At 40.3% G+C, this 24,514-nt stretch carries 17 protein-coding genes; 6 read left to right on the top strand and 11 right to left on the bottom strand.

Annotated features, from left to right (window positions below; all coding sequences use genetic code 11):
• Nucleotides 1–236 precede the first annotated feature (236 nt).
• Nucleotides 237–2,768 carry a mechanosensitive ion channel family protein gene (locus tag BM291_RS08515; protein WP_092896270.1) on the top strand — a complete coding sequence of 844 codons (2,532 nt, stop codon included), beginning with the start codon at nt 237–239 and terminating at the stop codon, nt 2,766–2,768.
• A gap of 40 nt (nt 2,769–2,808) precedes the next feature.
• Here the strand turns inward: BM291_RS08515 and BM291_RS08510 are convergent, their stop codons facing one another.
• Complete coding sequence (locus tag BM291_RS08510) at nt 2,809–3,000, bottom strand: cold-shock protein (protein WP_092896268.1); 192 nt, start codon at nt 2,998–3,000, stop codon at nt 2,809–2,811.
• A gap of 88 nt (nt 3,001–3,088) precedes the next feature.
• Between BM291_RS08510 and BM291_RS08505 the strand changes: the two genes are divergently transcribed.
• Nucleotides 3,089–3,577, top strand: a complete 489-nt coding sequence (locus tag BM291_RS08505) for a SixA phosphatase family protein (protein WP_092896266.1) — start codon at nt 3,089–3,091, stop codon at nt 3,575–3,577.
• A gap of 190 nt (nt 3,578–3,767) precedes the next feature.
• On the opposite strand, the gene BM291_RS08500 is transcribed toward BM291_RS08505, so the two are convergent.
• The 8 genes from BM291_RS08500 to BM291_RS08465 form a co-directional block, all read right to left on the bottom strand.
• Nucleotides 3,768–4,502: an SDR family NAD(P)-dependent oxidoreductase gene (locus tag BM291_RS08500; protein ID WP_092896264.1), complete on the bottom strand. Its 735-nt coding sequence runs from the start codon at nt 4,500–4,502 to the stop codon at nt 3,768–3,770.
• Nucleotides 4,503–4,532: 30 nt separating this feature from the next.
• On the bottom strand, nt 4,533–5,930 hold the full coding sequence (gene hslU / locus BM291_RS08495) for an ATP-dependent protease ATPase subunit HslU (protein ID WP_092896262.1): 1,398 nt from the start codon (nt 5,928–5,930) through the stop codon (nt 4,533–4,535).
• A gap of 111 nt (nt 5,931–6,041) precedes the next feature.
• Nucleotides 6,042–8,519 (bottom strand): endopeptidase La, encoded by a 2,478-nt coding sequence (gene lon / locus BM291_RS08490; protein ID WP_092896260.1) that lies wholly within the window; start codon nt 8,517–8,519, stop codon nt 6,042–6,044.
• Between the two features lie 126 nt (nt 8,520–8,645).
• On the bottom strand, nt 8,646–10,697 hold the full coding sequence (locus BM291_RS08485; RefSeq protein WP_092896258.1) for an IPT/TIG domain-containing protein: 2,052 nt from the start codon (nt 10,695–10,697) through the stop codon (nt 8,646–8,648).
• Between the two features lie 4 nt (nt 10,698–10,701).
• Nucleotides 10,702–11,976 (bottom strand): hypothetical protein, encoded by a 1,275-nt coding sequence (locus BM291_RS08480; protein WP_092896256.1) that lies wholly within the window; start codon nt 11,974–11,976, stop codon nt 10,702–10,704.
• Between the two features lie 223 nt (nt 11,977–12,199).
• Nucleotides 12,200–13,429, bottom strand: coding sequence for a hypothetical protein (locus BM291_RS08475; RefSeq protein ID WP_139229064.1), 1,230 nt, complete (start codon nt 13,427–13,429; stop codon nt 12,200–12,202).
• Between the two features lie 124 nt (nt 13,430–13,553).
• Nucleotides 13,554–14,879 (bottom strand): RIP metalloprotease RseP, encoded by a 1,326-nt coding sequence (rseP, locus tag BM291_RS08470; protein WP_092896252.1) that lies wholly within the window; start codon nt 14,877–14,879, stop codon nt 13,554–13,556.
• The gene (locus tag BM291_RS08465) at nt 14,879–16,045 is read right to left on the bottom strand and encodes a 1-deoxy-D-xylulose-5-phosphate reductoisomerase (RefSeq protein WP_092896250.1); all 1,167 of its coding nucleotides are present in this window, start codon (nt 16,043–16,045) and stop codon (nt 14,879–14,881) included. The genes rseP and BM291_RS08465 overlap by 1 nt, the downstream gene beginning before the upstream one ends.
• A gap of 230 nt (nt 16,046–16,275) precedes the next feature.
• Between BM291_RS08465 and BM291_RS08460 the strand changes: the two genes are divergently transcribed.
• Entirely contained in the window at nt 16,276–17,724 is a 1,449-nt protein-coding gene (locus BM291_RS08460; protein ID WP_092896248.1) for a trypsin-like peptidase domain-containing protein, read from the top strand.
• Between the two features lie 145 nt (nt 17,725–17,869).
• On the top strand, nt 17,870–18,286 hold the full coding sequence (locus BM291_RS08455; protein WP_092896246.1) for a nucleotidyltransferase substrate binding protein: 417 nt from the start codon (nt 17,870–17,872) through the stop codon (nt 18,284–18,286).
• A 67-nt stretch (nt 18,287–18,353) separates the two neighbouring features.
• Here BM291_RS08455 and dnaA read toward each other — a convergent pair whose 3' ends face one another.
• A complete protein-coding gene (gene dnaA, locus BM291_RS08450; protein WP_092896244.1) occupies nt 18,354–19,775 on the bottom strand; it encodes a chromosomal replication initiator protein DnaA in 1,422 nt (473 codons plus the stop codon).
• Nucleotides 19,776–20,181: 406 nt separating this feature from the next.
• Between dnaA and BM291_RS08445 the strand changes: the two genes are divergently transcribed.
• Together BM291_RS08445 and scpA are read left to right on the top strand one after the other, a co-directional pair.
• Nucleotides 20,182–21,588, top strand: coding sequence for a methylmalonyl-CoA mutase family protein (locus BM291_RS08445; RefSeq protein WP_092896242.1), 1,407 nt, complete (start codon nt 20,182–20,184; stop codon nt 21,586–21,588).
• Nucleotides 21,585–23,705 carry a methylmalonyl-CoA mutase gene (gene scpA, locus BM291_RS08440; RefSeq protein WP_092896240.1) on the top strand — a complete coding sequence of 707 codons (2,121 nt, stop codon included), beginning with the start codon at nt 21,585–21,587 and terminating at the stop codon, nt 23,703–23,705. The genes BM291_RS08445 and scpA overlap by 4 nt, the downstream gene beginning before the upstream one ends.
• A 31-nt stretch (nt 23,706–23,736) precedes the next feature.
• Here the strand turns inward: scpA and BM291_RS08435 are convergent, their stop codons facing one another.
• Nucleotides 23,737–24,498, bottom strand: coding sequence for a zinc-dependent peptidase (locus BM291_RS08435; RefSeq protein ID WP_092896238.1), 762 nt, complete (start codon nt 24,496–24,498; stop codon nt 23,737–23,739).
• Between the last annotated feature and the right edge of the window lie 16 nt (nt 24,499–24,514).

Raw genomic sequence — 24,514 nt, 5'->3', positions numbered from 1 at the left:
AAATAATAAATCTAAGGATTACCCCATTTTCCAATTCCTCACTTCTTTAACAAAATGGAGGATCGGATGTTTTTCATGGACCAAAAATCAGCAGTTTATATAGAACGCATACCTAAGAACAGCGGATCGTTCTTCAATTTTTTAATCACTATAATCAGTCTAGCTTTGGTAAATCTGAAATACGCACTTGGAATGATTTTCTCTATAGTCTCTATAGTCAACACAACTATGTTTTTATGAAGCACTTTTTTTTAACACTGGTATTTATTCTCCCCCTCTCCTTATTCTCGGAAGCCCAAGAGAAAGAAACCCCCATTAAAGCGATAGACACACTTTTTAATTTTGCCGATACAACTGACCTACCCGCTAAGAACACGAAATCAGCAGGCTCCGTACTGGCTCAAGTCATTAACAAAGCCCAGCATTATGCTTTCGATCTAAGTGAATTAAACCTTGAGCTCTCTGAGTCCTTGGACACGGTAGACATGTCTGATATGTTGCCACAAATCAATCTTTTAGCAAAGAGGATTAAAAATAGAACTGAAGCGGATTCAGAGTACCTGAGCCATCGATACATCGTGGGAATGGAGAATTTGGTTTCGACCGCAGAAGACTTAAATAGATCATACCAAAAGAATATTCAAGAGCGGGTAGATAAGCTATCACAAGTAGGCAGCAAGCTGAATACCATTAAGTCTGACTCACTATTTGCCATGACTCTGCGTGATACCACTTTGATTCCTGCTATCAATAGTGAACTTAGAATGCTAAAAGCATCTCTTAAATCTGTGGATAGCATATACCTAGCTCAAGAGATTCTCGCAGCGAGATTTCAAGCAAGAGTTTCTGAAAACGCAGTAGTTTTCCTGTCATTGAAACAATACCTAAATCAAAATAAAAAGAGACTTGACAGGCAATATTGGACCAAAGAAATCAATTATCTCTGGGAACCAGCCAATTACACAAAAGTAACTAATCTACCGACCGTCATCACCGAGTCAATGGAATTCAATACTCAGTTGATGTCAGCTTATGTAGACCGGGTTTGGTACATTTTCTTAATCTGTAGCAGTATCCTGATTCTAGTATATCTGAAAATCCGATCAACCATCGAAGAGATTGGCAATCAAAAAGATTTTGCATCTCTTATCCTTGACCGAGTCAAATATTTCAAAAGACATACTTTCTCTTCCAGTGTACTTATTTTGCTTCCCATCTTTTTGATCATTTTCACTAAGCCTCCCTTAGTGTTTATTTCAATCCTGTCTTTTACCATGGTGATCGCGTCATGCTTTCTGGTCAAAGAACAGTTTGGGGAATACTTCAATAAAATCTGGTTCATCTTCATTATCCCCTATTTCCTACTGGCACTCAGTAGCCTTAACTGGAAAGTCGTCTATCAGGAAAGATGGTATATACTCCTATCCACTTTAATCTTCATAGGGATGGGAATACTCGTTTTGAAGTATGCTATTACACAAAAAAGTAAGCACGATTCTTTTTTGAAATACCTAGCCATATTCATGATTGCTATAGAAGGCTTTGCTTTTTTCGCAAACTTCACGGGCAGATTCAATCTCTCCAAAACCTACTCCGTCACTGGAGCGATCTTGTTCTATCGTGGTATAGGATTATATCTATTTGTCAATGTATTCCTTGAGGCTATTTATTTATTCATTGAAAATAGTAAAAAGGAAAGCGACGGGTTTACTTCCTATTTTGATTTTCAGGACTTGCAGAAGCGTATGAAAGGCCTATTGTACGTATTCGCTAGTACAACTTGGGCATATGGGGTTATTTGGCATCTTGGGTATTTTGACGACTTCTATAAGTGGATTTCAGAATTCCTTCTTCAAGACCGTACACTGGGAGAAACTGTGTTCCAATTTGGAAGCATACTTCTCTTCGTTACCATCCTCTACGTATCCACTTTCTTGGCCAACAATATTGCTTATTTCGCGTCTGTAAAAGACCAGAAAAATGCTTCTTCCAGAAAGCAGCGACTTGGAAGCTCAGTTCTCTTAATTCGTCTTGCCGTATTATTTGTGGGTTTTCTGCTTGGTATGACTGCTTCCAAAATTCCTTTTGACAAAATCGCGATTGTATTAGGAGCATTGTCTGTAGGTATAGGTTTTGGTTTACAAACCATCATCAATAACCTAGTCTCAGGGATTATTCTGGCCTTTGAGCGACCTATACAAATCGGAGACGAGATACAGGTAGGAACTACCAGTGGCACCGTTAAAGAGGTCGGCATTCGAGCTAGTAAAATACAAGGATATGATGGTTCGGAGATCGTCATGCCAAATGGAGACTTACTATCTCAAAGCCTGATCAACTGGACGCTTTCTGACAAGAAGCGTAGAATAGAATTAATTATTGGAGTTGGATATGGTTCGGACATGACCCTTGTGAAATCTGTCCTGGAAGAAGTTCTGACTAATGAAAGAATCTTAAAAACCCCAAATCCGCATGTCTATATGCAGACATTCAACGACAGCTCCGTTGATTTTCGTGTGCTATTCTGGGTAGAAAGTATGGATATATGGATAGAAGTACGTGCTGAAGTGATGTCTGCTATTTTTGAAAAATTTGCAGAAAACAACATAGAAATCCCATTCCCAAAAAGGGATCTATACTTGAAATCTGTTCCGTCAAACTGGCAAGAAAAAGTTTCTAAACCGGGTGAAGACATTAGTCCGAAAATGTTAGATTCTGGATCAGAGGAGAATTCTACAGATGAAAACAAAAAATCCTCTGAAGACTAATCTACAGAGGATTGATTTTCGCTAACAAAAAAGATCTTGATTAAGCTCTTTTTACATTGACAGCATTTGGCCCTTTGTTGCCTTCTTTGATGTCATACGTTACTTTGTCGTTCTGTGCGACTTGATCTACCAAACCGGTTGCGTGTACGAATACTTCGCTTTGAGACTCATCGTCAACGATAAATCCAAACCCTTTGGCTTCATTGTAAAATTTTACTGTTCCGGTAAACATAATAATTTGTGATAAATTGGAATTGAAAGAGCGCTAAAAGTAAATATTCAATTAAAAAAAACAAAATAATCATTCTTATTTTCAAGAAATGAAGAAAATAATTTTGGTGAGACACGGAAAATCAGCTTGGAACAACCCCAATTTAGCTGATCACGATAGACCCCTAGCTGATCGTGGGCTAGATAATGTCCCAGAAATGGGATTTAGATTAAAGGAAAAAGGAATTCTTCCTGATCTTATATTAAGTTCCACTGCTACTCGAGCCTCTCAAACTGCAGAAATACTTGCAGAGGTTCTTCACATCCCCAAATCAAAAATAGCCTACGAGAAATATTTGTATCACGCTTCTTCGGCTATGATTTTGAAATGTATACAGAGGCAAGACGATTCCCATGAGTTAATCTTCGTGGTAGGACACAATCCTGGAATGAATGACTTTATTGAATTTTTTGGGGGAAACTTAGATAACCTTCCTACCTCAGGGCAATATGGTATGCTAGTAGATACTGACCATTGGCTTCAGGTACGACCAGAAAACTGCAGGGCTTGGTTTATTGACTTCCCGAAGAAAGGCTGATCTATGACGAAGTGGTCAACAGTAAGAAGTTGTTAGCGCTAGCAGCAGTCACAATGCTCAGTCTCGGAGGGCAATCTGAATCACTAAGAATGTCTGACAAATTAAACCAATCCATGTCTCAAAGTGATTCATTTATTAACTAACAGTATCCTCTGCGTTAACCTCTGCGCCAACAGTTGTTAAATAGTCATCATGGCAAATCAAAATTCCTGACGTCCTGAATTACGTCTTGAAACTCGTTTTCATGGCCTAATAAGTAACTAATCTTAGCCGCAACCAATTCAGGCGTGGATAGATCACCATTTTCCTTATAGCTTTTAAAGCGTTCTACTTGAGGGAAGTCCAACTCATCAGTATGTCGTATTTCTTCCTGCATCTGGGTATCTACTATCCCTGGTGCTACACTGAAAAACCGAAACAGAGAGTCATTATTTTCTTTAGCGGCAACCTTGGTAAACATTGCTATCGCAGCTTTTGTGCTACAATACCCGCTCCATCCTTCTACAGGTTTGGAAGCTGCTCCAGAACTTATATTGCAAATGATCTTTCTAGCTTTAGAATCTCTATAAGCTGACACAAAAGCATTCGTCATATAAATCGGAGTCAATAAATTAACATTGACCTGAGTTCTCATCTTTTTCACCTGCAGACTTCCTACTGGCTTGATCTCTCCTATCCAGCCAGCATTATTGATGAGGATAATTTCCTCAAAATCACCACTTGGGAATAAGCCCGAAAGTTCATTTTCCAAAACATCCAATTCACCAAAATCAATACTGATTTCGGTTAAATTAGGATTATCCAATCCAAGTTTGGTTCTGGAAATAGCTAAAATTTCAAACTCATCCTTTTGAAGATATGTGTCCAAGATTGCTCTACCAAGCCCCTTACTGTGCCCTGTAAGGATAAGAAGTGATTTATTCATGACGTAATTTGGCTGTAATTCAATCCGTAATTAAAGGATATACTGCGACAAATCTCTGTTTTGAACAAGGGAACTCAACCTCTCCTCAACCATCTCCTTGGTTACCATGATCTTAGAATTTGCAGTGATTGTATCGGGAACATCAAACAAGAAGTCATTTAGTAAATGACTCATCACTGTATGAAGTCTCCTTGCGCCAATATTCTCAACTTCCTGATTGATCAGAAACGCCAATCTAGCGATCTCCTCAATGGATTCGTCATTGAATTCTAGGTATACTTCCTCTGATTCGAATAGCGCTTGATACTGTTTGGTGAGTGCATTCTTTGGCTCACGCAAAATTCTTGAAAAATCTTCCTGGGTCAAGCTTTGGAGCTCCACACGAATTGGGAATCTACCCTGTAATTCAGGAATCAAATCAGATGGCTTGGCCACGTGAAATGCGCCCGCAGCAATGAATAGTACGTGATCTGTATTGATCACACCATATTTCGTGTTTACTGCTGACCCTTCCACGATTGGAAGTAAATCACGCTGCACACCTTCGCGGCTCACATCTGGTCCACCACCATTCTTACCGGATTTAGAAGCTATTTTATCGATTTCATCTATGAAGATGATTCCGTTGTTTTCTGCAAGTTTGATCGCTTCTTCTTTTACTTCTTCAAAATCAACCAGCTTGGACATTTCCTCTTCTAGCAAAATCTTCCTTGCTTCGGAAATACTCACTTTGCGCTTTTTGACTTTTTTAGGCATCATATTGGAAATCATATCCTGAAGACCTGCCATACTGGCATCATCCATCATTCCATTTCCAATCATCCCGACGCCCATCGAAGAACCTGCTTTTACGCTGATCTCAATTTTACGCTCATCCAATTCTCCGTCACGAAGTTTCTCTCTGAATCGCTCACGCGTTCTTTCATTCAGTTCCGCATCGTTACTTGGCTCAGCATTCTCGTCAGTATCCACAGGGATAGCTCGGGTGAAGCCAGCGCTTTTCACTGGAGGAATTAAGATATCTAAAATTATCTCTTCCACCGCTTCAGCTGCTTTTACTTTGACTGCTTCATTTTTCTGCTCTCTCACCAAAGCAACTGATTGCTCCACAAGGTCTCTCACCATGCTCTCTACGTCACGCCCTACATAGCCTACTTCTGTAAACTTGGAAGCCTCCACTTTGGTAAATGGAGCATTTGCTACTTTCGCCAATCTTCTGGCGATCTCAGTCTTACCTACACCTGTAGAACCGATCATCAGGATGTTATTTGGGACGATATCCTTTTGAATATCCGTCTTCACCATCAAGCGACGAATTCTATTCCTTAGTGCTATGGCAACGTTACGCTTGGCATCGTTTTGCCCAATAATATATTTATCCAACTCAGCTACGATCTGTCTCGGAGTAAGTGAAAGTATCTTTTCCATGATGTTAGGTTAAAATGTGCTCAGATCGATGTGGTTATTTTCGATCTGAGCCTTTATAAGTTTATGATTTAAAGGAAAAATGCCTCCTAATAGAAAGCATTTGTATTCCTTTTAATTGTCTTTACCGTTTTCGGGCTGAAGATTGAAGTGAACTGGATTATCTACTTTGGTTTTAAGCAAAGCAATCTCCAATACCTCCTCCACTCTGTTTACAAAGTGAAACTCCACGCCTTTTACGTAGTGTTCATCGATCTCCTCGATATCCCTCTTATTCTTGCTACAAAGAATGATTTCTTTGATCCCAGCTCTTTTAGCGGCTAGGATTTTCTCCTTGATTCCGCCTACAGGCATCACCTTGCCTATCAAACTGATCTCACCAGTCATAGCTACTCTTGCTTTCACTTTTCTCTGAGTGAATACGGATGCCATTGCTGTCAGCATAGTGATTCCGGCTGAAGGTCCATCTTTAGGAACAGCACCTGCCGGCACGTGAATATGAAGATCATACTGATCAAATACTCTATGATCAATTCCTAGCGTCTCAGCTTTGGATTTAAGATAAGATAAGGCAGTCATGGCCGATTCTTTCATTACGTCACCTAGCTGACCAGAAAGCGTAAGTTTACCCTTTCCTCTACTTAGGCTTGTTTCGATGAATAAAATCTCACCACCCACACTTGTCCAAGCCAATCCTGTCACTACTCCAGCTATGCTGTTGTCCGTATAAGATTCCTTGTCGAAAATCTCCGAACCTAAGATCTTTCTCACTACGGCAGCAGTAATTTTCGGATTATATTCTTCTTCCATCGCAATAGATTTGGCGATATTTCTCACCACTTTACCTATTACACGTTCCAGACTTCTTACTCCAGATTCTCTGGTATAATCTTCTATTAATTTCACCAAAGCAGCCTTGTCAAAAGAAATCTGCTTGGCTTTCAGACCATGTTCTTTTCTCTGCTTAGGCACTAAATGGCGCTTGGCAATTTCCACCTTCTCTTCTTGCGTATAGCCTGTCACCTCTATGATTTCCATTCTGTCCCGTAAAGCAGGCTGAATGGTATCAAGAGAATTGGCTGTAGCGATGAAAAGCACCTTACTCAAATCGTACTCTACTTCCAGGTAGTTATCCAAGAAAGCATTGTTTTGCTCTGGATCCAGCACTTCCAAAAAGGCTGAAGAAGGATCGCCACGGAAATCAGAGGATAGCTTATCAATCTCATCCAGTACATAAACTGGGTTTGAGATCTTCACCTTTTTCATATTCTGTATGATCTTCCCTGGCATTGCACCAACGTAAGTTTTACGGTGGCCACGGATCTCCGCTTCGTCGTGCATGCCTCCCAGAGACATTCTGACATATTTTCTACCTAAAGCTGCTGCTACTGACTTACCAAGAGAAGTTTTACCTACACCTGGAGGTCCATAAAGGCAGAGAATGGGTCCTTTCAGGTCATTCTTTAGCTTCAAAACTGCAAGATATTCTATGATTCTTTCCTTAACTTTTTCTAAGCCAAAGTGATCTCCATCCAACACCTTCTTGGCATGGTTAAGATCAAAATTATCCTGAGTAAACTCATTCCACGGCAATTCCACCATGGTTTCTGCATAATTCAATGCAATAGGATATTCAGCCGCAGAAGGGTTGATTCTAAGGATTTTGTCTAGTTCTTTCTGAAAATGCTTGTTGACTTCAGGAGGCCAATTTTTCAAAGCACCACGAGCGGCAAGATCTTCCACTTCCTTTTCGGGACCTTCGTCACCAAGTTCAACCTGCAGAACTTTCATCTGCTGACGTAGGAAATAATCTCGTTGCTGCTGATCAATATCCGTATGCACTTTCTTCTGAATCTCAGATTTCAGTTCCAGCATCTGGATATCCTTCATCATGAATTCAAGCAAAAGTGTCGCGCGCTCTACACCATCGTTAATCTCCAACAATCGTTGCTTGGCTTCCACCGGAGCGTTGATATTTGAAGATAGAAAGTGGGTTAGAAAAGGCGTATTATCAATGTTGTCCAAAGCAACTTGAGCTTCACGAGGAATCTCCGGATTCAAATGAAGAATGCGTGTGGCGGACTCCTTCAAGGACTCCTCAAGCGCCTGAATCTTTTTAGAGCTTTTTGGGAAATTCTCCTCTAGATACTCCGCTTTAGCCATGAAATAGGGATCATCAGTGATTTGCTCGCTGATTTTAAAACGCTTTTTCCCTTGAATAATGATCGTAGTATTCCCGTCAGGAAGCACGATCATTTTGATGATCTTGGCAAGCGTACCTACTTGGTAGATATCCTCCCATCCTGGATCATCGATATTTGGATTGATCTGAGCGCAAACTCCAATCAATTTATTTCCTTTTTGGGCTTTTTTCACCAGACGGATAGATCTCTGTCTTCCAACAGTGATAGGAATCACGACACCTGGGAAAAGGACTGTATTTCTTACTGAAAGGATAGGAATCTCTTCTTCAAGAATTTCCTTACCGGGTGCATCATCCTCTTCGTCCGTAATCAGTTGGATCAGATCTCCCTCACCGGAAAATTCACCGACCATTAAGTTTTGAAACACAGAATTTTCGAATTGGCTCATATAGACAGAATGACAGCTAGGCTGTCGGTTTTTTGCTAAAATAAAAGAAGAACCCTCAAAATACGAAGGTTCTTGCTAAAAGGTCAAGGTGCATGCCAAAGGTTGAAGTAGTCAGATTGGCAGATATCAATTTTGAAAATATGATGGATCTACTTGATACATCACATTTTCAAAGTATGAACTTGTATAGATCTTATCCTTTGAGGTAAATATATAAGGTGGCTGCCCATAGTGGTTGCCTTTAACAGTTACTCCAGGCACTACTTTCCTACTATAAGATTGCATATTTATGCTCTGAAGAACTGACCCCATAAACACATACGCAAAATCTCCTATTGGCATAACTACATTTCCATTAGCTATTCCTAAGAAAGGATATTTTGCAAGCTCCACCCAATCTTCAGATGCACTATCAAATCGCATTAATCTCGTGGCTCGGAAATCTGAATTCACAACTTCATTCACCAATCCATACACGTCACCCTGATAAGTGAAAGTCGTCTCAAAGTTCCAAACATCTAAGGATGGAAACTTCTTATCCCAAGTACTCCATGTCTTTGTAGTCAGGTTAAATTTGTATCCCTCGACCACTTTTTGAATATCAATTTCATCTTTATAATATCCACCACCGAAATACAAATACCCTCCAGAAACAAACAACGCTTTTGGTGTAGATGCTTTGGATGGTATTTTGGGCAATTCAGTCAGAATTCCTGTGACCAGATCATAACTATAAAATCTTCCGGGAGTATTTGCAATCACTTCATTTTCTCCTGCGAAATAAATTTTGTCCTCATGAATTACAGCAAATGAAGAAGCAATACTTCCCTGATTAAGATCAACAGTTTTCAAGATCCTACCCGTTTTCTTTTCTGGATCTACTTCTGTGATTTTCCCATCTACCAACCATATACCCTTGTCACGCCAAGTAACAGATCTCCCAGGTTTGGCGGCAGTAAATGGGAAATTGTGAGTATACATATAAGACAATGAAGGATCAGTATTCTCTACCGTAACGTAATTAGTAGATTTCACTCCTGCATTGAATGCCCAAACCTTAAAGAATCGAGGATTTGGTACTGCATTACTCTGCACATAAACTTTAATTTCATTTGGAGTAACATTATAATTAACATCGAATTGCTGTCCTTCTACATCTGAAACAAAAAAATTACTAAATGGATTTACAGAATTGAAGTTGGTCCCTTTGATTATCAAGTTTGAAAAAATAGACGCTGATTTTACTGTTTGCCCTGGTAGAAGTTCAGTCCTCATTATTTTTATACTGTTTTTTACCTCATAGCCTTTGCCACGCAAGTAAACTTGGAATGCTGGTTGGAGCGTCTCAAAATAGGCAAATGGCTTGAACACAATTAAAGTATCAGAGTTACTTACTATCTCTATGTTATAATTAGGGTAGCTAAGGGACATATTACCATCTCTTAGGTATTTACCCTTTATGTAAAAACTTTCTTCGTATCTAAACTCCTTATCCGACTCATAGAAAATTGGATCATAAAACTTTATATCAGTATTAATTTCCAACGTTTTATCTAAAATTGAAATTTTAACTATAATCTTTCCATCGTAATCATACGGATAGCCAAAACCCAACTCTTCTGGGATAATTATCTTGAAGCTGTCGTTATTAATGTCAACTATGTTAGCCTTTCCGTTGTTGACAAGCACCTCATAGTTCGCCTCATCTGTACTAAATCTGGATCCATAAACGGTAAGCGTATCTCCAAAATATACTTCTGGACCACCAACCAATTTGTCAATAATAAAACCCTCTGATCCTTGACTCTTGAAATTAACAGTTTGTGAATACACGATCGATTGGCTAGTCTTGATAAAAGCCACTACATAATAAATTTGACCTTTGACCATTGAGTGATCCCCGACTAGCTTAAAAGTACTTTGAGGACGACCTTCTGATTTTATCACCTCTCCAGCCCCCACTCTAGGTTCAAAATCTTTACTGTATACAAAACCGTATTCCAAAATTTCATCGGAGCCAAAATCGTACACATTTGCACTGAAATCTGCCCCCGTAGAAGTCACCTCCTGTATGTAGGCTACGCTGAAACGTGGGTTGGTTCTTGGTACAACTTCATCGTTTTCGTTACAGGAAAAGACCACCACTAAAGCAATAAGAACTATCCAATTCTTTTTCATAGTATTAAAATTCTAACCCTACTTGAAGTGAAACATAAGTACGGTTAAGGTTAATAAGTGGTGAAGCTAAAATCTGAACATTATAATAGTCTTTGAAAAACTCCACTCCCAGTTCAGTGAAAACCTTCATCTTGTCAGAAATTGTGAAATTAGCCCCTGTTTTCAAGCTAGGGAAAACTTTATTTGTTGAAACTCGCATAATCTGCTCTTCAACCAATTGAATCTCACCGGGCTTATAAGTAGCAGTTAATTCTAAAATGCCCAATTCAGTTATACCGGAACTGAACCATCCAGATAATACCAAACCCAGATATAAATCAAAATCTTTTCTTTTGACAAAACTATAGTTGTAGCTAAAAGGAATAACAATGCTATTCTCCCGAAAAGTCTGACTTGCAGTAACTAAGTCATTTCCTTTATAAATACTAGCGTCAATAGTACCTGAATACATTACATAGCCTATCCTAAGATCTAATGAGGATTTTGGGAATCTTCTGAAATCATGTAATCTAAATCCTGCGAAGGCAACGTAGCGTGATGAGTTGGTAAAAGCGTAATTAAACTTATTTGGGACATTGCTTGCTGAGGTAAAATCTGCACCAAATCCCAAAGAGAAAGTGGGGGATAATTTCACAAATGATATCTTCTCCACATGAAGCTTATAGGGTAATTCCTCACATTCGTGATATTGGGTTAGAATCCTGATAAAATCCTGCTCATCTAGCCTGGACTTTTCAATCAGATCTTGCATTTCAAATCCACAAGTTCCTGATGTTAATATTTTCAGTGTAGAAATATATAATTTGATACTACGCCTGCGCTTGTCACCATCCACTGTGATATCTTCGTAATAGGCCCTCAGCTCTTGAATTTCTAAACCATTATCTATATAATACTTCCCCTTCTTATAATCCAATTGTAGGTTCCCTGAAAATAGAATCTGGACAAATTCCAATTCTGATGAATCCGGAAGCCTTTTACTCATAAAAAACCGACCATTTTCCAAACCAAAAGCTTGGAGATCCGCCGGCAAGTAAACCTTCACATTGCCATTATATTTAAAATCTACTTGGTCATATTCGGTGTAATCGAAGTCTCTCACTATCTCGCCAAAAAGTTTGGTCCCATCTGTAGTAATAATAAAGTCCGATGAAGAGTTAGTTGCTGTATTCACATTGGACCAGACACTTTCCTCCACATATCCACCCTGAGCATTGGCATAAAAAAAAGGCAAGCCCATCAAAAACAAGACAGCTACCACTCTTAAAATCTTAACCATAGAAAATCAAATTATCGCACTAGATAAGAAGATTCGTAATACGCAACAATAGATTAGTTGAAAATAAATTTAGGAGATTTTAAAGCTCCACAGAAAACAAAAAAAGCCGCGATTTATCCCGGCTTCACTAACTACAACCTAATACTAATCTCTAAAGTGATTACCATAGAAATGCTGCATAAATAGCCCGTTAGTCCACTTATATTTCTTGCTGCATTAACTTTTACAATTCAATCCCCACAGACAGGGTACCAACCAAATAATTATAAACCGCATGATAAGTAAGTGGATAAAAATCCATGTTTTTGATCAGGAAATCACCTTTAAGCTCAGCAAACAAACCGGTCTCCTCTGACAAGGCACGTCTATACCCTACTTTTAAATTCGGGCTTACAGCCATTTCCTTACGATCAACAAATATCGAATTGATCACATTCGGCTTCGGTTCTCCATTATCAATAATGAGCGCACCCATATCAGCCTCGAATTTCGAAGCCCAAAAAGTCAATCCGACTCCAGTGTAAACCTCACTCCTATTTTTCCTATATACAATATAACTCAAATGGATAGGGACTAGGAAAGAAGATGATTTGTACTGTTCACTTCCCGATAGGTCGAAAGAAACCAAACTAGCATCCAAAAGTAATGTATTGCTTTCTGACATATACCCTAAGCCTAGATCTACCAACAGTCTCGGTGCATTCCTAAATTCACTGAACCTTACTCCTAATTCAAAATAAGGGGCGCTGGCCTTATCTAGACTATAATTCACATCCTTCTTGGTTGACTCATATTCCATCATACCAATTAAACCTAGTCCACCTTGTAGTCTAAAAGCCAATTTAGAATATGGGACCTCCGTAGCATAAATTTCAAATGACTGGCTATTGCAAGTATAATACTCTGAAAACAATGCAATCAAATCTCTGTCAGTCAATCTTGTTGTTTCTATTCTTCTCTTAAGGCCAATCCCACACTCATCATTCATAGCCAAGGTCAACACACCAACATATTGGTTACTATTGACATTCACTAGTTTCCCGTTTTCAGTCCTAGTGGATTGGTTTACTTTGAGTTCTATAACAGTACCTGCGCGATTGATAAAATATCTATTATCCCACTTATATAGGTCCAACTTTCCTGAGACTAGTACTTGCGTAAAAACAGCTTGATCCTGCAATGGTATGGTTTCAGATTTAAAAAACCGACCATTTCCTAGTCCAAAACCTAGTATTTCACCTGGTCGATAAGTTGATTGCTCTCCTGAATGGGCAATGAATATGATTTCAGGATACGTTTCCACATCAAACTTACCCTCAATATTGCCCCTCACTTCCTTCCCACTATTGAGGATCACGTAGGAATCCATCACTTTCTCCTCCTGTGCGATAGAGGCAAACGAAAGGAATAATAATCCAAGTAAGCACTGTAATTTATAAGTTCTTGATTTCATTACTAACATTTTTTTCACCTATAAAAATAGATACAAAAAATCAAACTAACAGTATGCATTATATGGATTTGGGAATAAAAAAAGCCGAGATTTCTCCCGGCTTAGAATTCTAATTTATGTGGGGCTAACCCTCCCCTGTAAATAGCTTCAGTACATCGTTCCCTATAGCGAATACCATCAATCCTAAGAGTATCACCATACCAACCTTCTGCGCATTCTCCAAGAATCTATCTGAAGGAGCACGTCCGGAAATCATCTCATAGAGCAAGAAAATCACATGACCACCATCCAATGCTGGGATCGGCAGAAGGTTCATGAAGGCCAAAATCATAGAGATTAAACCTGTAATAGTCCAGAACTTCGTCCAGTCCCAAGTATCTCCGTAGATCTTTGCCATTCCGATTGGACCACTTACGTTCTTGGTAGAAACTTCACCTGTAAACATCTTACCCATCGCCTTCGCATTCACGATCACAACTGTAAATGCTTTACTGGTACCTTTCGCAAGTGCTTCTCCAAAACCATATTTGCGCTGCACCATTTCTATCATCGGAGTTACCGCTATATCAATCGTGCCTCGCTCAGTGACTGCCACCATCGTGTGTATGGTGTCATTTGCACTAGTCAGTAGCTCTACATCTGCTTCCTGGCTTGTGGCTTTCGCCAGTACAGATTGCAGCTCGTCAAAATAGGTCACAGGCTGACCATTTACTGATAGAATTTTATCTTCAGCCGTGATTCCAGCCTTCTCAGCGGCTCCACCTTCGTCTATTACTTTTAGCTCAAAAGGATATCTGATATCTACAAAGCTATTCATCGCATCCTGACTGTTGAAGGAATTGATAAAGCCTCTTGGGATCTCTACTTGTAAGATTTCTCCTCCACGATCTACAGTGTAGTAGCCATTTTCGCTAAGCAAAGCAGAACCAGCTGTCAAATCATTGATTGATTGGTAAGTCTCACCATTGATATCCAAAATCTTATCACCGGTTTGCAAACCGATAGATTCACCGATCTCCAAGGCTACGATGCCATTTTGTACAACTTGATCGCGAGAAAAATAGGTTTCACCATTATTGAAAACCAAGATCACGAAGATGACAATACCGGTAACGACATTGACAATAATCCCGCCTAGCATAACAATTAGACGTTGCCAAGCTGGTTTGGACCTGAATTCCCACGGTTGCGGTTCTCCAGCCATCTGATCAGCATCCATCGATTCATCCACCATTCCGGAGATTTTCACAAATCCTCCCAATGGTATAGCTCCTATGGAATATTCAGTTTCTCCCCACTGGAAACCAGCGATTTTTGGAGGAAATCCGATTGAAAACTTCTCTACTCTCATGCCAAACATCTTGGCGGTAAGCAAGTGGCCCAACTCGTGTAAACCCACTAGAATCGATAATCCCAGGAGTAATTGGCCCACCATTATTAAGGTATCCATTATACTTTATTCGTTATTAGTTCTTTAGTAATTTCTCTTGCCCGCTTATCCGTCTCCACATAATCCTCCAAATTTGGATGTGCAATAAACTCAGCTTTTTCCAGAGTTTCGCCAATCAAATCAGACATTTCAAGAAAACCCACCTCTTTATTCAAGAAAGCAGCTACCGCAATTTCATTGGCAGCATTCAGCACACAAGGTGCATTACCGCCTTTTGCAAGGGCATCATAAGCCAATTGAAGATTTTTGAAAGTCTTTAAATCTGGTTGTTCGAAGGTCAATTGTGGGTAATTCATAAAGTCAAATCTCTCGAAATCACTTTTCAATCGATCAGGAAAGCTCAGGGCAAACTGAATTGGGATACGCATATCCGGCAATCCGAGTTGTGCTTTGATCGATCCATCCTCAAACTGTACCATCGAATGAATGATACTCTGTGGATGTACGACTACATCTATCTGTTCGGTTTTCAGGCCAAACAACCATTTTGCTTCTATCACTTCCAAGCCCTTATTCATCAAAGAAGCCGAGTCGATGGTAATCTTTGCTCCCATATCCCAATTGGGATGCTTAAGCGCTTGCTCTCGGGTAACGGTCTCTAGGAAAGTTTTATCTTTTCCTCTGAAAGGCCCACCGGATGCAGTGAGGATAATTTTCTCAATTGGGTTGTGAAACTCACCGATGAGGCATTGAAAAATTGCCGAATGCTCCGAATCAACTGGATAGATATTCACTCGATTTTCCTTTGCCAAAGCAGTGATTATCTCACCTGCTACCACTAAGGTCTCCTTATTTGCTAATGCTATTTGCTTACCAGCTTTAATCGCATTTACTGTCGGAATCAGCCCTGAATAACCAACCAATGCAGTCAATACCACATCGATAGTTTCCATTTCGACTACTTGAGCAATCGCCTTGATACCTGCAAACACCTTGATGTCTTTTGGCTGCAAGGCATCACGCACTTGCGCATAAAGACTCTCATTACCGATGACAACCGCATTTGGAATAAATTCCAATGCCTGGGCTATCAGTAATTCCGCATTATTTTGGGCGGTAAGAACCTCTACTATAAAGTCTTTGGGATGCTGACGAATTACCTCTAGGGTTTGAGTACCAATGCTTCCGGTGCTGCCCAGGATGGCTACGCGTTTGGGTTCTGTCATTCAGTTTGGGATTGTTGAGCAATTAAAACTCTCATGATGTGGAGAGTTTTCTCAATAGCTGACAAAATTACAAGATGCTTAGACTTTTCCTCGTACAAATCGTCAGTTTTTGCCAAATGGCATAATTTTAAAGGTCAAAAGTGAATGATCACACTAATTCGGAACTTAAATAATGTGAATTTATAGAACTGTAAATCTTCACGTTCGTCAAATTGTTAAATGATTCGCCTATGAACAGTCTATTCAAAACAACCGGAGTTTCCTTTCTGGCAGGCTTAGCCGGAGCTGCAGTTTGGAGCACAATTGATTTTAATGAGCCAGAGCAATTCCCTGATTTCCCCCAAGGTAATCAAACAGAAGTAAGCTTTGCATCTCAATACAGGCCAGTAAATTCCTACCCTTCCACTGATGCACCTATTTCATTCGTAGAAGCTTCAGAAAACAGCACAGAATCTGTCGTCTTTATCAAAAATTTCTCTGGTACGGATCCGAGGAGATATAGCATGTTTGACTATTTTTTTGGTGGCGGAGGTGCGCCTTCGCAGCAAGTGAGCACTGGCTCGGGAGTAATTATCTCTGGAGATGGATACATCGTGACTAACAACCACGTAATAGACAGAGCAGAAACGATTGAGGTCGTCCACAAGAAACGAACATACAAAGCTACGTTGGTTGGTACGGACAAAAACACGGATATCGCTGTATTGAAAATCGAGGAAACAAATCTTCCCGCCATCAAGCGTGGCAGCAGCCGAGATTTAAAAATTGGCGAATGGGTACTTGCAGTCGGAAACCCTTTTAACCTTACTTCTACCGTTACCGCAGGGATAGTTTCTGCCAAAGAGCGACAAATCAATATACTTGGAGGAGATTTTCCGTTGGAAAGCTTCATTCAAACAGATGCTCCAATTAACCCAGGAAACTCTGGTGGAGCTTTGGTCAATATCAATGGAGAATTGGTCGGGATAAATACGGCTATCCTATCTAGAACTGGTTCCTACACAGGATATGGATTCGCAGTACCTGTAGACATCGCGATGAAAGTATCGAATGATCTGATTCAATACGGAGAGGTTCAAAAGGCCATTCCAGGAATTGAAGCAGTGGAAATCACTCCTGAGCTAGCTGAAGAGATGAAAATAGAAACGCTTAACGGCGTGATTGTGACTCATGTGATAAAAAATGGTGCAGCAGAGAGATCTGGCCTTCAACGAAATGACGTAATCACTAAACTCGGATCTCAAGCTATTACAGGAAAAGGAAGTTTCGAAGAAGCACTCTCCTACTATTACCCTGGTGACGATCTTTCTGTCACCTACCTCAGAAATGGGTCCGCGAAAACTGCTAATCTTCATCTCCAGAATCTAGAAGGAGGCAATGGCGTCATCAAGCGAGAGTTTTATAACTCTGCGGTTTTGGGAGCAAGACTAGAAGCTGTCAATACCATTGAGAAAGACAAGTTCGGTGTGGATTATGGAATTAAAATCACTGGGTTGACACGAGGCTATCTAAGAGAACTCGGGTTGAGAGAGGGTTTTGTTATTACTCAGATCAATGGCGACCCAGCTAAAGATCCGAACAAAGTAGGGGCATATTTGGAGAAATTCAGTGGAAGGTTACTTCTTGAAGGAGTCGCTTCTAATGGCCAGCCATTTATGCAAACTTATAATGTGAGGTAAAATTATGGGAAGACGAGTTTCAAAAGTATGTGAGAGATAACAGCTTTTTTCAACCGAAATTTCTTAGTTATATCGAATCATTTTAGTACTTTAAATAGACTTTCTATTCAGTCAAAACGCATTCAATCCCAAAACTCGTCTTCCCATGAAAACCGTCATAAAATCCTGCGACAAATGCCTAGAAGAATTCAGTGCCGAATTGGCTGACCTTACAGATTATGCGAAACGCGCAAAAAATGGCAAGCTAACAGAGTCACAGTCCAGAGATATTTTGAAGCATTTTGAAGAAACTCATGAGCTAGCGCTTAATGTCATCACCCAGTATTTCAGACAAATCGGTAAAGGTCCATTTTCCGGATCTAGGGATTTGACAGTAGAGGCCTTTCATGCCGATTTAATAGATGACGGAAAGGCTTGGCTAGATATCGTGATAGACCGTATTCAATACAACCCTATTTATGACATCGATACGCAGGAGAATTTTCTGGAAAACATCCAAAAACGCTACATCAGACTTTTGCAGCGTTTTGAAGAAACTATGGGCAAAAAGCTGAATGAGTAAGGCTCCGTAATTAGAGTGAATTATAGCTTTTGCGAGAGGTAAAAAGTCAAAGGGCTAAAAGTCCTTATTAATAAGATCTCATCTTGAATTTCTTCTTCAATTCCAGCACAGCATTTCGGAAAGAACTATCAGTTTCCATGATATCATTCACCGTCTGCACCGCATGAATTACGGTAGAGTGATCTCTACCTCCAAAGTGATAGCCAATAGACTTCAATGAGTGATTGGTGAATTCCTTACAGAAATACATCGCTACCTGCCGAGCTGTTACAATCTCCTTTTTACGGGTTTTTGCTTTCAAGTCATCAAGCGCTATACCGTAATATTCTGACACAGATTTCTGAATAAAGTCAACTCCGACTTCAGTCTCAATATCCTTGATAATATTTTTCATCACCGTCTTACCTAGCTCCAAACTGATCTCTACACGATTCAGGGAAGCATGGGCAATCAAGGAAATAAGTATTCCTTCCAGCTCACGGACGTTGGTATCGACTGTGTAAGCAAGATATTCTACTACGTCATCAGGAATAATAATCCCTTCTGATTGCATTTTTCTACGGATAATCGCTACTCTGGTCTCAAAATCTGGCATCTGCAAATCTGCTGTCAAACCCCATTTAAATCGGGAAAGCAGACGCTCCTCCAAGCCTTTCAGATCCCTAGGCGGACAATCTGAAGTCATGATGATTTGCTTTTTGCTCTGATGTAGGTGATTGAAAATATGGAAGAACATCTCTTGAGTTCTATCCTTACCTGCTAGAAACTGAATATCATCAATGATCAAGACATCTACTTGCATGTAGAAATTAGTGAAGCTTTTCACATTCCCATCCTTGATGGAGTCCATGAATTGATTCACAAATTTTTCGGAAGAAACGTACAACACGAATTTATTATCCGGGCCATTTTTGATTTCATTGCCTATCGCCTGAACCAAATGAGTTTTACCTAGACCTACTCCACCATACACCATCAACGGATTAAAGGAAGTGATTCCAGGCTTAGTCGCCACGGCAAAACCAGCAGATCTCGCCAGTCTATTACAATCTCCTTCTATATAAGTAGTGAAGGTATAAGTAGGATTAAGATTACTATTCGTCAATGCTTCAGCATTAAGCGACTTCATCTCAAAAGGCGTCTTGTCCGGCTCTTCTGGTAATTGAGACTTTTTATTGTTTCCAGCATTTCCCTGAGGAAAAGAAACTACATAGGGTTGATTGGAAGAATTTCCTCTATCGACCACTACAGCATATTCCAATCTTCCACTTTGCCCCAAGGTAGTCTTGATGGCAATTTTTAATTCCTGCACATAATTATCCTCCAGCCACTCGTAGAAGAATTGGCTTGGAACCTGAATGGTCAGCGAAGTGCCTTCAAGTTTTACTGGATTAATGGGCTTAAACCAAGTTGAAAAGCTCTGCTCATTGACGTGTTGTTCAATAACACGTAAACATTCATTCCAAACGGCGCTAGCTTCTGAACTCATTAGAGAAGATTTCTGAAAAACAATGATCTTGCGGTAGGTGCAAGGGTGTCAAATTTGATGAAAATTAACTTAAATAAAAAATTGATTTCTTCTTGAAATATTGAGTTTTTGGACAACTCCCTATTTCCTGCCAAAGGAAATTTGGTGATAAAATACTTTTCAGTTTTATGCATCAATTTTAAAGTGATATAGGGTCGCATTTAGCTCAAAAACAGTAACTATTCTAGTTTTCAGGCTTTTGAAAAGATCTGCAAAACAAATCGAAATAATAAAGTCAATCCTTTAGCTTCTTTATTTCTCCCTCATTTTCCTAATTTTGATGAAGCCCATTTTGATCTACCACTACTAATCAATAAATGGTTTTTATTCGTAGAAATACAGATTAAGTACAATTGTAAACCCAACTATGACAAATCAGGACTTCTATTCATTCCCTCCCTCCAGCAAAGATGAGTGGATTGAACAAGTAAAAAGAGACCTAAAAGGAAAAGATTTTGAGGACACACTTACCTCCTCACTTTGGAATAAAGTCAAGATCTCTCCCTTCTACACATCAGAAGATGTAGATGGCTTAGCGGCCGAAAATAAATTTCATCCAGACGCTAAAATACCTGGTACATCTCCACGTGTCTGGAATAATGTAGTGTCTGTATTTCCAGAAAATGAAAAAGAGACAAATGAAGAGGTTCTCCATGCCCTTCAGAACGGAGCAGACGGACTAATACTGCATTTGGAAGGGACAGAAAATCTAAACCAAGTTCTAAAAGCAGTTCACACGGAGTTTATATCCACCAATTTCCTGCCTACTGGAGAAACGACCCAGTTTTTTCATCAAATACAGGAATGGATAGATTCTCTAACGCTAAAACCAGGAATGCTACGGGGATCAATTATCTGGTCTCCTTGCGACAAGCTCTTTCAAAGTGGAGATAATTTTGATGAGGAAGTCAACCAAGCAGCTAAAGCGATAAATGACTTCAAGGAGTTTAGAGAATTTTATCCGATCACAATAAATTTATCTCGCTACGCAAATTCTGGTGCTACTGGGATCGAGGAACTGATTTTTGGTTTGGGAGAAGTCATAGAGTTAATAGACGTGCTTTCCAAAAGAGCGATTTCACCAACTCAAGTGTTTGAAAATTTAGCTTTCCATACTGCTGTCGGTGATTCACACTTTGCAGAAATCGCTAAGGTGAAGGCATTGCGCAAGCTCATCGTGGAACTAGCCGCTAACTACGGTGTACAGATCGAGATGGAGAATATTCACATCACTACCTCCACCAGCCAATGGAGCAAATCACTTCTGGACAAAAACACCAATCTCATTCGCCAGACTTATGAAGCGATGGCAGGGATTCTTGGAGGTGGAAATTCCCTTTGGGTGAAACCTACGGAAGGAAAAGATGCCTCCGTACTGGAAAAGAGAATCGCGAGAAATGTTTCTTCTATTCTTAATGAGGAGAGCTATTTGGATAAAGTCATGGACCCTGCCGCCGGATCATATTACTTAGAAACACTTCAACGAGAAATTGAAAAATTCGTAATCGAAGGACTTCAGGATTTGGAAGAAAAAGGCGGCTGGCTGAAAAGCTTCGAAGACAGGACACTCCATGCTGAAATTCGAGATTCTCGAGAAAAGGCCCAGAAGAGAGTTCTAGCCGATTCAGATATAAAAGTTGGTGTGAATAAATACTTAGCCAAAGGTAAATTGGAAAACCACCTAGCATTTGAGCCAATAGCTGAAAAGGAATTTGAACTGCTTCCAAGCAGAGCGACATACTTTGTAGAACAAAACATACTGAATCACGCATGAGACCAGACCTGAAAAATTGGAAATCTGTAGAGATTCAGACGTCCATCGTTGAAGAAACAACTAACTGGGAAGCCCCAGAGCAGATTTCTATTCCATCAGTTTTTGATGGAAAGCAAATCGCTCAGCTCTCACATGTGAATTTTGCAGCAGGAATCCCTCCTTATCTAAGAGGGCCTTACAGTACGATGTATCGCATGCGAGCTTGGACAATTCGCCAGTACGCAGGTTTTTCTACTGCGGAAGAGTCCAATTCTTTTTACAGAAAAAACCTAGCCGGTGGTCAGAAAGGACTTTCCGTTGCTTTTGATTTGGCTACTCACAGAGGATATGATTCAGATCATCCACGTGTTGTCGGCGATGTGGGAAAAGCTGGCGTTGCGATCGATTCTGTGGAAGACATGAAGATCTTGTTTGACCAGATTCCTCTGGATCAGATGTCTGTCTCCATGACCATGAATGGAGCGGTGATTCCAATTTTGGCTTTTTACATAGTTGCAGCAGAAGAGCAAGGAGTAAAACCGGAGCAGCTAAATGGAACTATTCAGAATGATATTCTGAAGGAGTTTATGGTGCGAAACACTTATATCTATCCACCGCAGCCATCGATGCGGATCATCGCCGACATATTCAAATTCACTTCGGAGCGCATGCCTCGCTTCAATTCCATCTCCATTTCTGGTTATCACATGCAGGAAGCTGGAGCTACGGCAGACATTGAATTGGCTTACACACTTGCAGATGGATTGGAGTATTTGAGAACAGGCGTAAAAACCGGATTGGACATAGACGAATTTGCGCCTAGGCTTTCATTCTTTTGGGCGGTTGGCATGAATTACTTTATGGAAATCGCCAAGATGCGGGCAGGTCGCTTACTATGGGCGAAAATCGTCAAGCAGTTCAATCCAAAATCTGACAAATCCCTAGCTCTAAGAACTCACTGCCAAACTTCTGGCTGGTCACTTACCGAGCAAGACCCATATAATAATGTAACTCGAACGGCCATCGAAGCACTTGCTGCTGTAATGGGACACACACAATCTCTTCACACAAATTCACTGGATGAAGCCATCGCTTTGCCTACAGATTTTTCTGCAAGGATTGCCAGAAACACACAACTAGTCCTTCAGGAAGAAACTGGCATCACCAATGTGGTTGATCCTTGGGGAGGATCGCATTATGTGGAGTTCTTGACAGATCAATTGGTGCAGCGTGCTTGGACATTGATCGAAGAAGTGGAAGAACTGGGCGGAATGGCAAAAGCCATAGAAGCAGGTTTACCTAAGCTAAGAATTGAAGAGGCTGCCGCCAAAAAGCAAGCGAGGATCGACAGTGGCAGAGACATCATTGTTGGTGTTAATCGCTATCAGGTAGATGAAAAGTCTGAGATTGAAGTTCGCGATGTGGACAACCAAGCCGTCAGAGAATCTCAGCTTGCAAGACTCAAAGGCGTGAAGTATTCAAGAAATCAGGAAGAAGTAGCCAAAAGCCTGAAAGTCCTTACTCAGGCAGCTAAGTCAGGTGATGGAAATCTACTTGAATTGGCTATCGATGCAGCGAGAAAAAGAGCTACTTTGGGAGAAATCTCAGATGCAATGGAGGAGATTTTCGGCCGCCATCAAGCACAAACAAAATCTATCACGGGAGTTTACGCAGCAGAAGTGAAAAATCAGGAATCGTTTCAAAAAGCCATTGCCCTATCTGACGAATTCGCCGAAATGGAAGGTCGTCGACCAAGAATCATGGTTGCCAAAATGGGTCAGGACGGACACGATCGTGGGGCTAAAATCATCGCCACAGGTTTTGCTGATATGGGGTTTGACGTGGACATCGGGCCGCTTTTCCAAACTCCGGAAGAAGTTGCTCAGCAAGCCATAGAGAATGATGTCCATATCGTCGGAGCGTCCTCTTTGGCCGCAGGCCATAAGACACTTGTACCGCAATTGATAGAAGCCTTGAAGAAATTGGGAAGAGCCGATATCATGGTAGTAGCTGGCGGCGTGATTCCCACTCAAGACTACCAATACCTTTTTGATGCTGGAGTATCGGAGGTTTTTGGGCCTGGAACTGTTCTCTCAGAAGCCGCGATTAAGATTCTAAAGAAATTGATGGAAGCGTAGCAGACTCTTTTAAATCAATAAAGAACACCTATTACCGGATCCACACTCGCGGATCTTGGCGCATGAGGCGTACCAAAGTCCCATAGAGTATCTGATTATATTCAAAAAACTCGTGGGGCTTTTCAAAGAAGGTCTCCAAAGCTACCGCAAAGAATTCATCCTCATTTAAGCCGGCATTTGACCTAAAGACAGTCAAGTTCCCGGCTTTTATTCTTCCTATTTCCTGGCTCGCCAAGACATGAAAGTCCCTATAAACTATAGGATTGAAGAATTCACTTTCTCCGTTGTTATAAATCTGATTTTCCAGTTTCAAGGCATGGGCTATTTCGTGGATACCCAGATTCACTCCGTCACTTTCATGCTGCATCCCATCTAAAAAACAACTCCAAGAAACAACGATAATCCCGAGTCGTGGATTGACCTCGCCACGATGATAGTGCTTTGAAATAGTGCTGTAATACGTGTCTGGATAAATCAAAATCTTATTGAAATGTGGTAATCGAAGATCATCCAAGCCAAAAGTCACCATCACTATCGTCGCCCCAATAAGCACTTTCATCTCTGGAGTAACTACTCTAATATCTGACCTGCCTATAAATGATTTTCCTGTTAAGATCATTTCCAATTTTTGCACAAACTTATCTTGGTGCTTTTGATTGAGTCTCTGGTAGTATGGAAATGCATTTTCCAAAATTGTTCTTTCCGAACTCGTGATTTTTCGCCTATTCAAATAGGTAACTCCATCATAGAGCCATTCGAAAATCTCAAGTAATAGCGAATGAAGTAAAAACATAAGTGCAAAAAAAGAC

The organism is Algoriphagus aquimarinus, from assembly GCF_900112005.1.
GTDB classification, from domain to species: domain Bacteria; phylum Bacteroidota; class Bacteroidia; order Cytophagales; family Cyclobacteriaceae; genus Algoriphagus; species Algoriphagus aquimarinus.
This window is presented reverse-complemented; position numbering and strand designations above follow the sequence as displayed.

Bases quoted from the DNA above. Each gene is read 5' to 3' on its own strand.
- BM291_RS08515 (WP_092896270.1), top strand. From the start codon at position 237: ATGAAGCACTTTTTTTTAACACTGGTATTTATTCTCCCCCTCTCCTTA.
- BM291_RS08510 (WP_092896268.1), bottom strand. From the start codon at position 3,000: ATGTTTACCGGAACAGTAAAATTTTACAATGAAGCCAAAGGGTTTGGA.
- BM291_RS08505 (WP_092896266.1), top strand. From the start codon at position 3,089: ATGAAGAAAATAATTTTGGTGAGACACGGAAAATCAGCTTGGAACAAC.
- BM291_RS08500 (WP_092896264.1), bottom strand. From the start codon at position 4,502: ATGAATAAATCACTTCTTATCCTTACAGGGCACAGTAAGGGGCTTGGT.
- hslU (WP_092896262.1), bottom strand. From the start codon at position 5,930: ATGGAAAAGATACTTTCACTTACTCCGAGACAGATCGTAGCTGAGTTG.
- lon (WP_092896260.1), bottom strand. From the start codon at position 8,519: ATGAGCCAATTCGAAAATTCTGTGTTTCAAAACTTAATGGTCGGTGAA.
- BM291_RS08485 (WP_092896258.1), bottom strand. From the start codon at position 10,697: ATGAAAAAGAATTGGATAGTTCTTATTGCTTTAGTGGTGGTCTTTTCC.
- BM291_RS08480 (WP_092896256.1), bottom strand. From the start codon at position 11,976: ATGGTTAAGATTTTAAGAGTGGTAGCTGTCTTGTTTTTGATGGGCTTG.
- BM291_RS08475 (WP_139229064.1), bottom strand. From the start codon at position 13,429: ATGAAATCAAGAACTTATAAATTACAGTGCTTACTTGGATTATTATTC.
- rseP (WP_092896252.1), bottom strand. From the start codon at position 14,879: ATGGATACCTTAATAATGGTGGGCCAATTACTCCTGGGATTATCGATT.
- BM291_RS08465 (WP_092896250.1), bottom strand. From the start codon at position 16,045: ATGACAGAACCCAAACGCGTAGCCATCCTGGGCAGCACCGGAAGCATT.
- BM291_RS08460 (WP_092896248.1), top strand. From the start codon at position 16,276: ATGAACAGTCTATTCAAAACAACCGGAGTTTCCTTTCTGGCAGGCTTA.
- BM291_RS08455 (WP_092896246.1), top strand. From the start codon at position 17,870: ATGAAAACCGTCATAAAATCCTGCGACAAATGCCTAGAAGAATTCAGT.
- dnaA (WP_092896244.1), bottom strand. From the start codon at position 19,775: ATGAGTTCAGAAGCTAGCGCCGTTTGGAATGAATGTTTACGTGTTATT.
- BM291_RS08445 (WP_092896242.1), top strand. From the start codon at position 20,182: ATGACAAATCAGGACTTCTATTCATTCCCTCCCTCCAGCAAAGATGAG.
- scpA (WP_092896240.1), top strand. From the start codon at position 21,585: ATGAGACCAGACCTGAAAAATTGGAAATCTGTAGAGATTCAGACGTCC.
- BM291_RS08435 (WP_092896238.1), bottom strand. From the start codon at position 24,498: ATGTTTTTACTTCATTCGCTATTACTTGAGATTTTCGAATGGCTCTAT.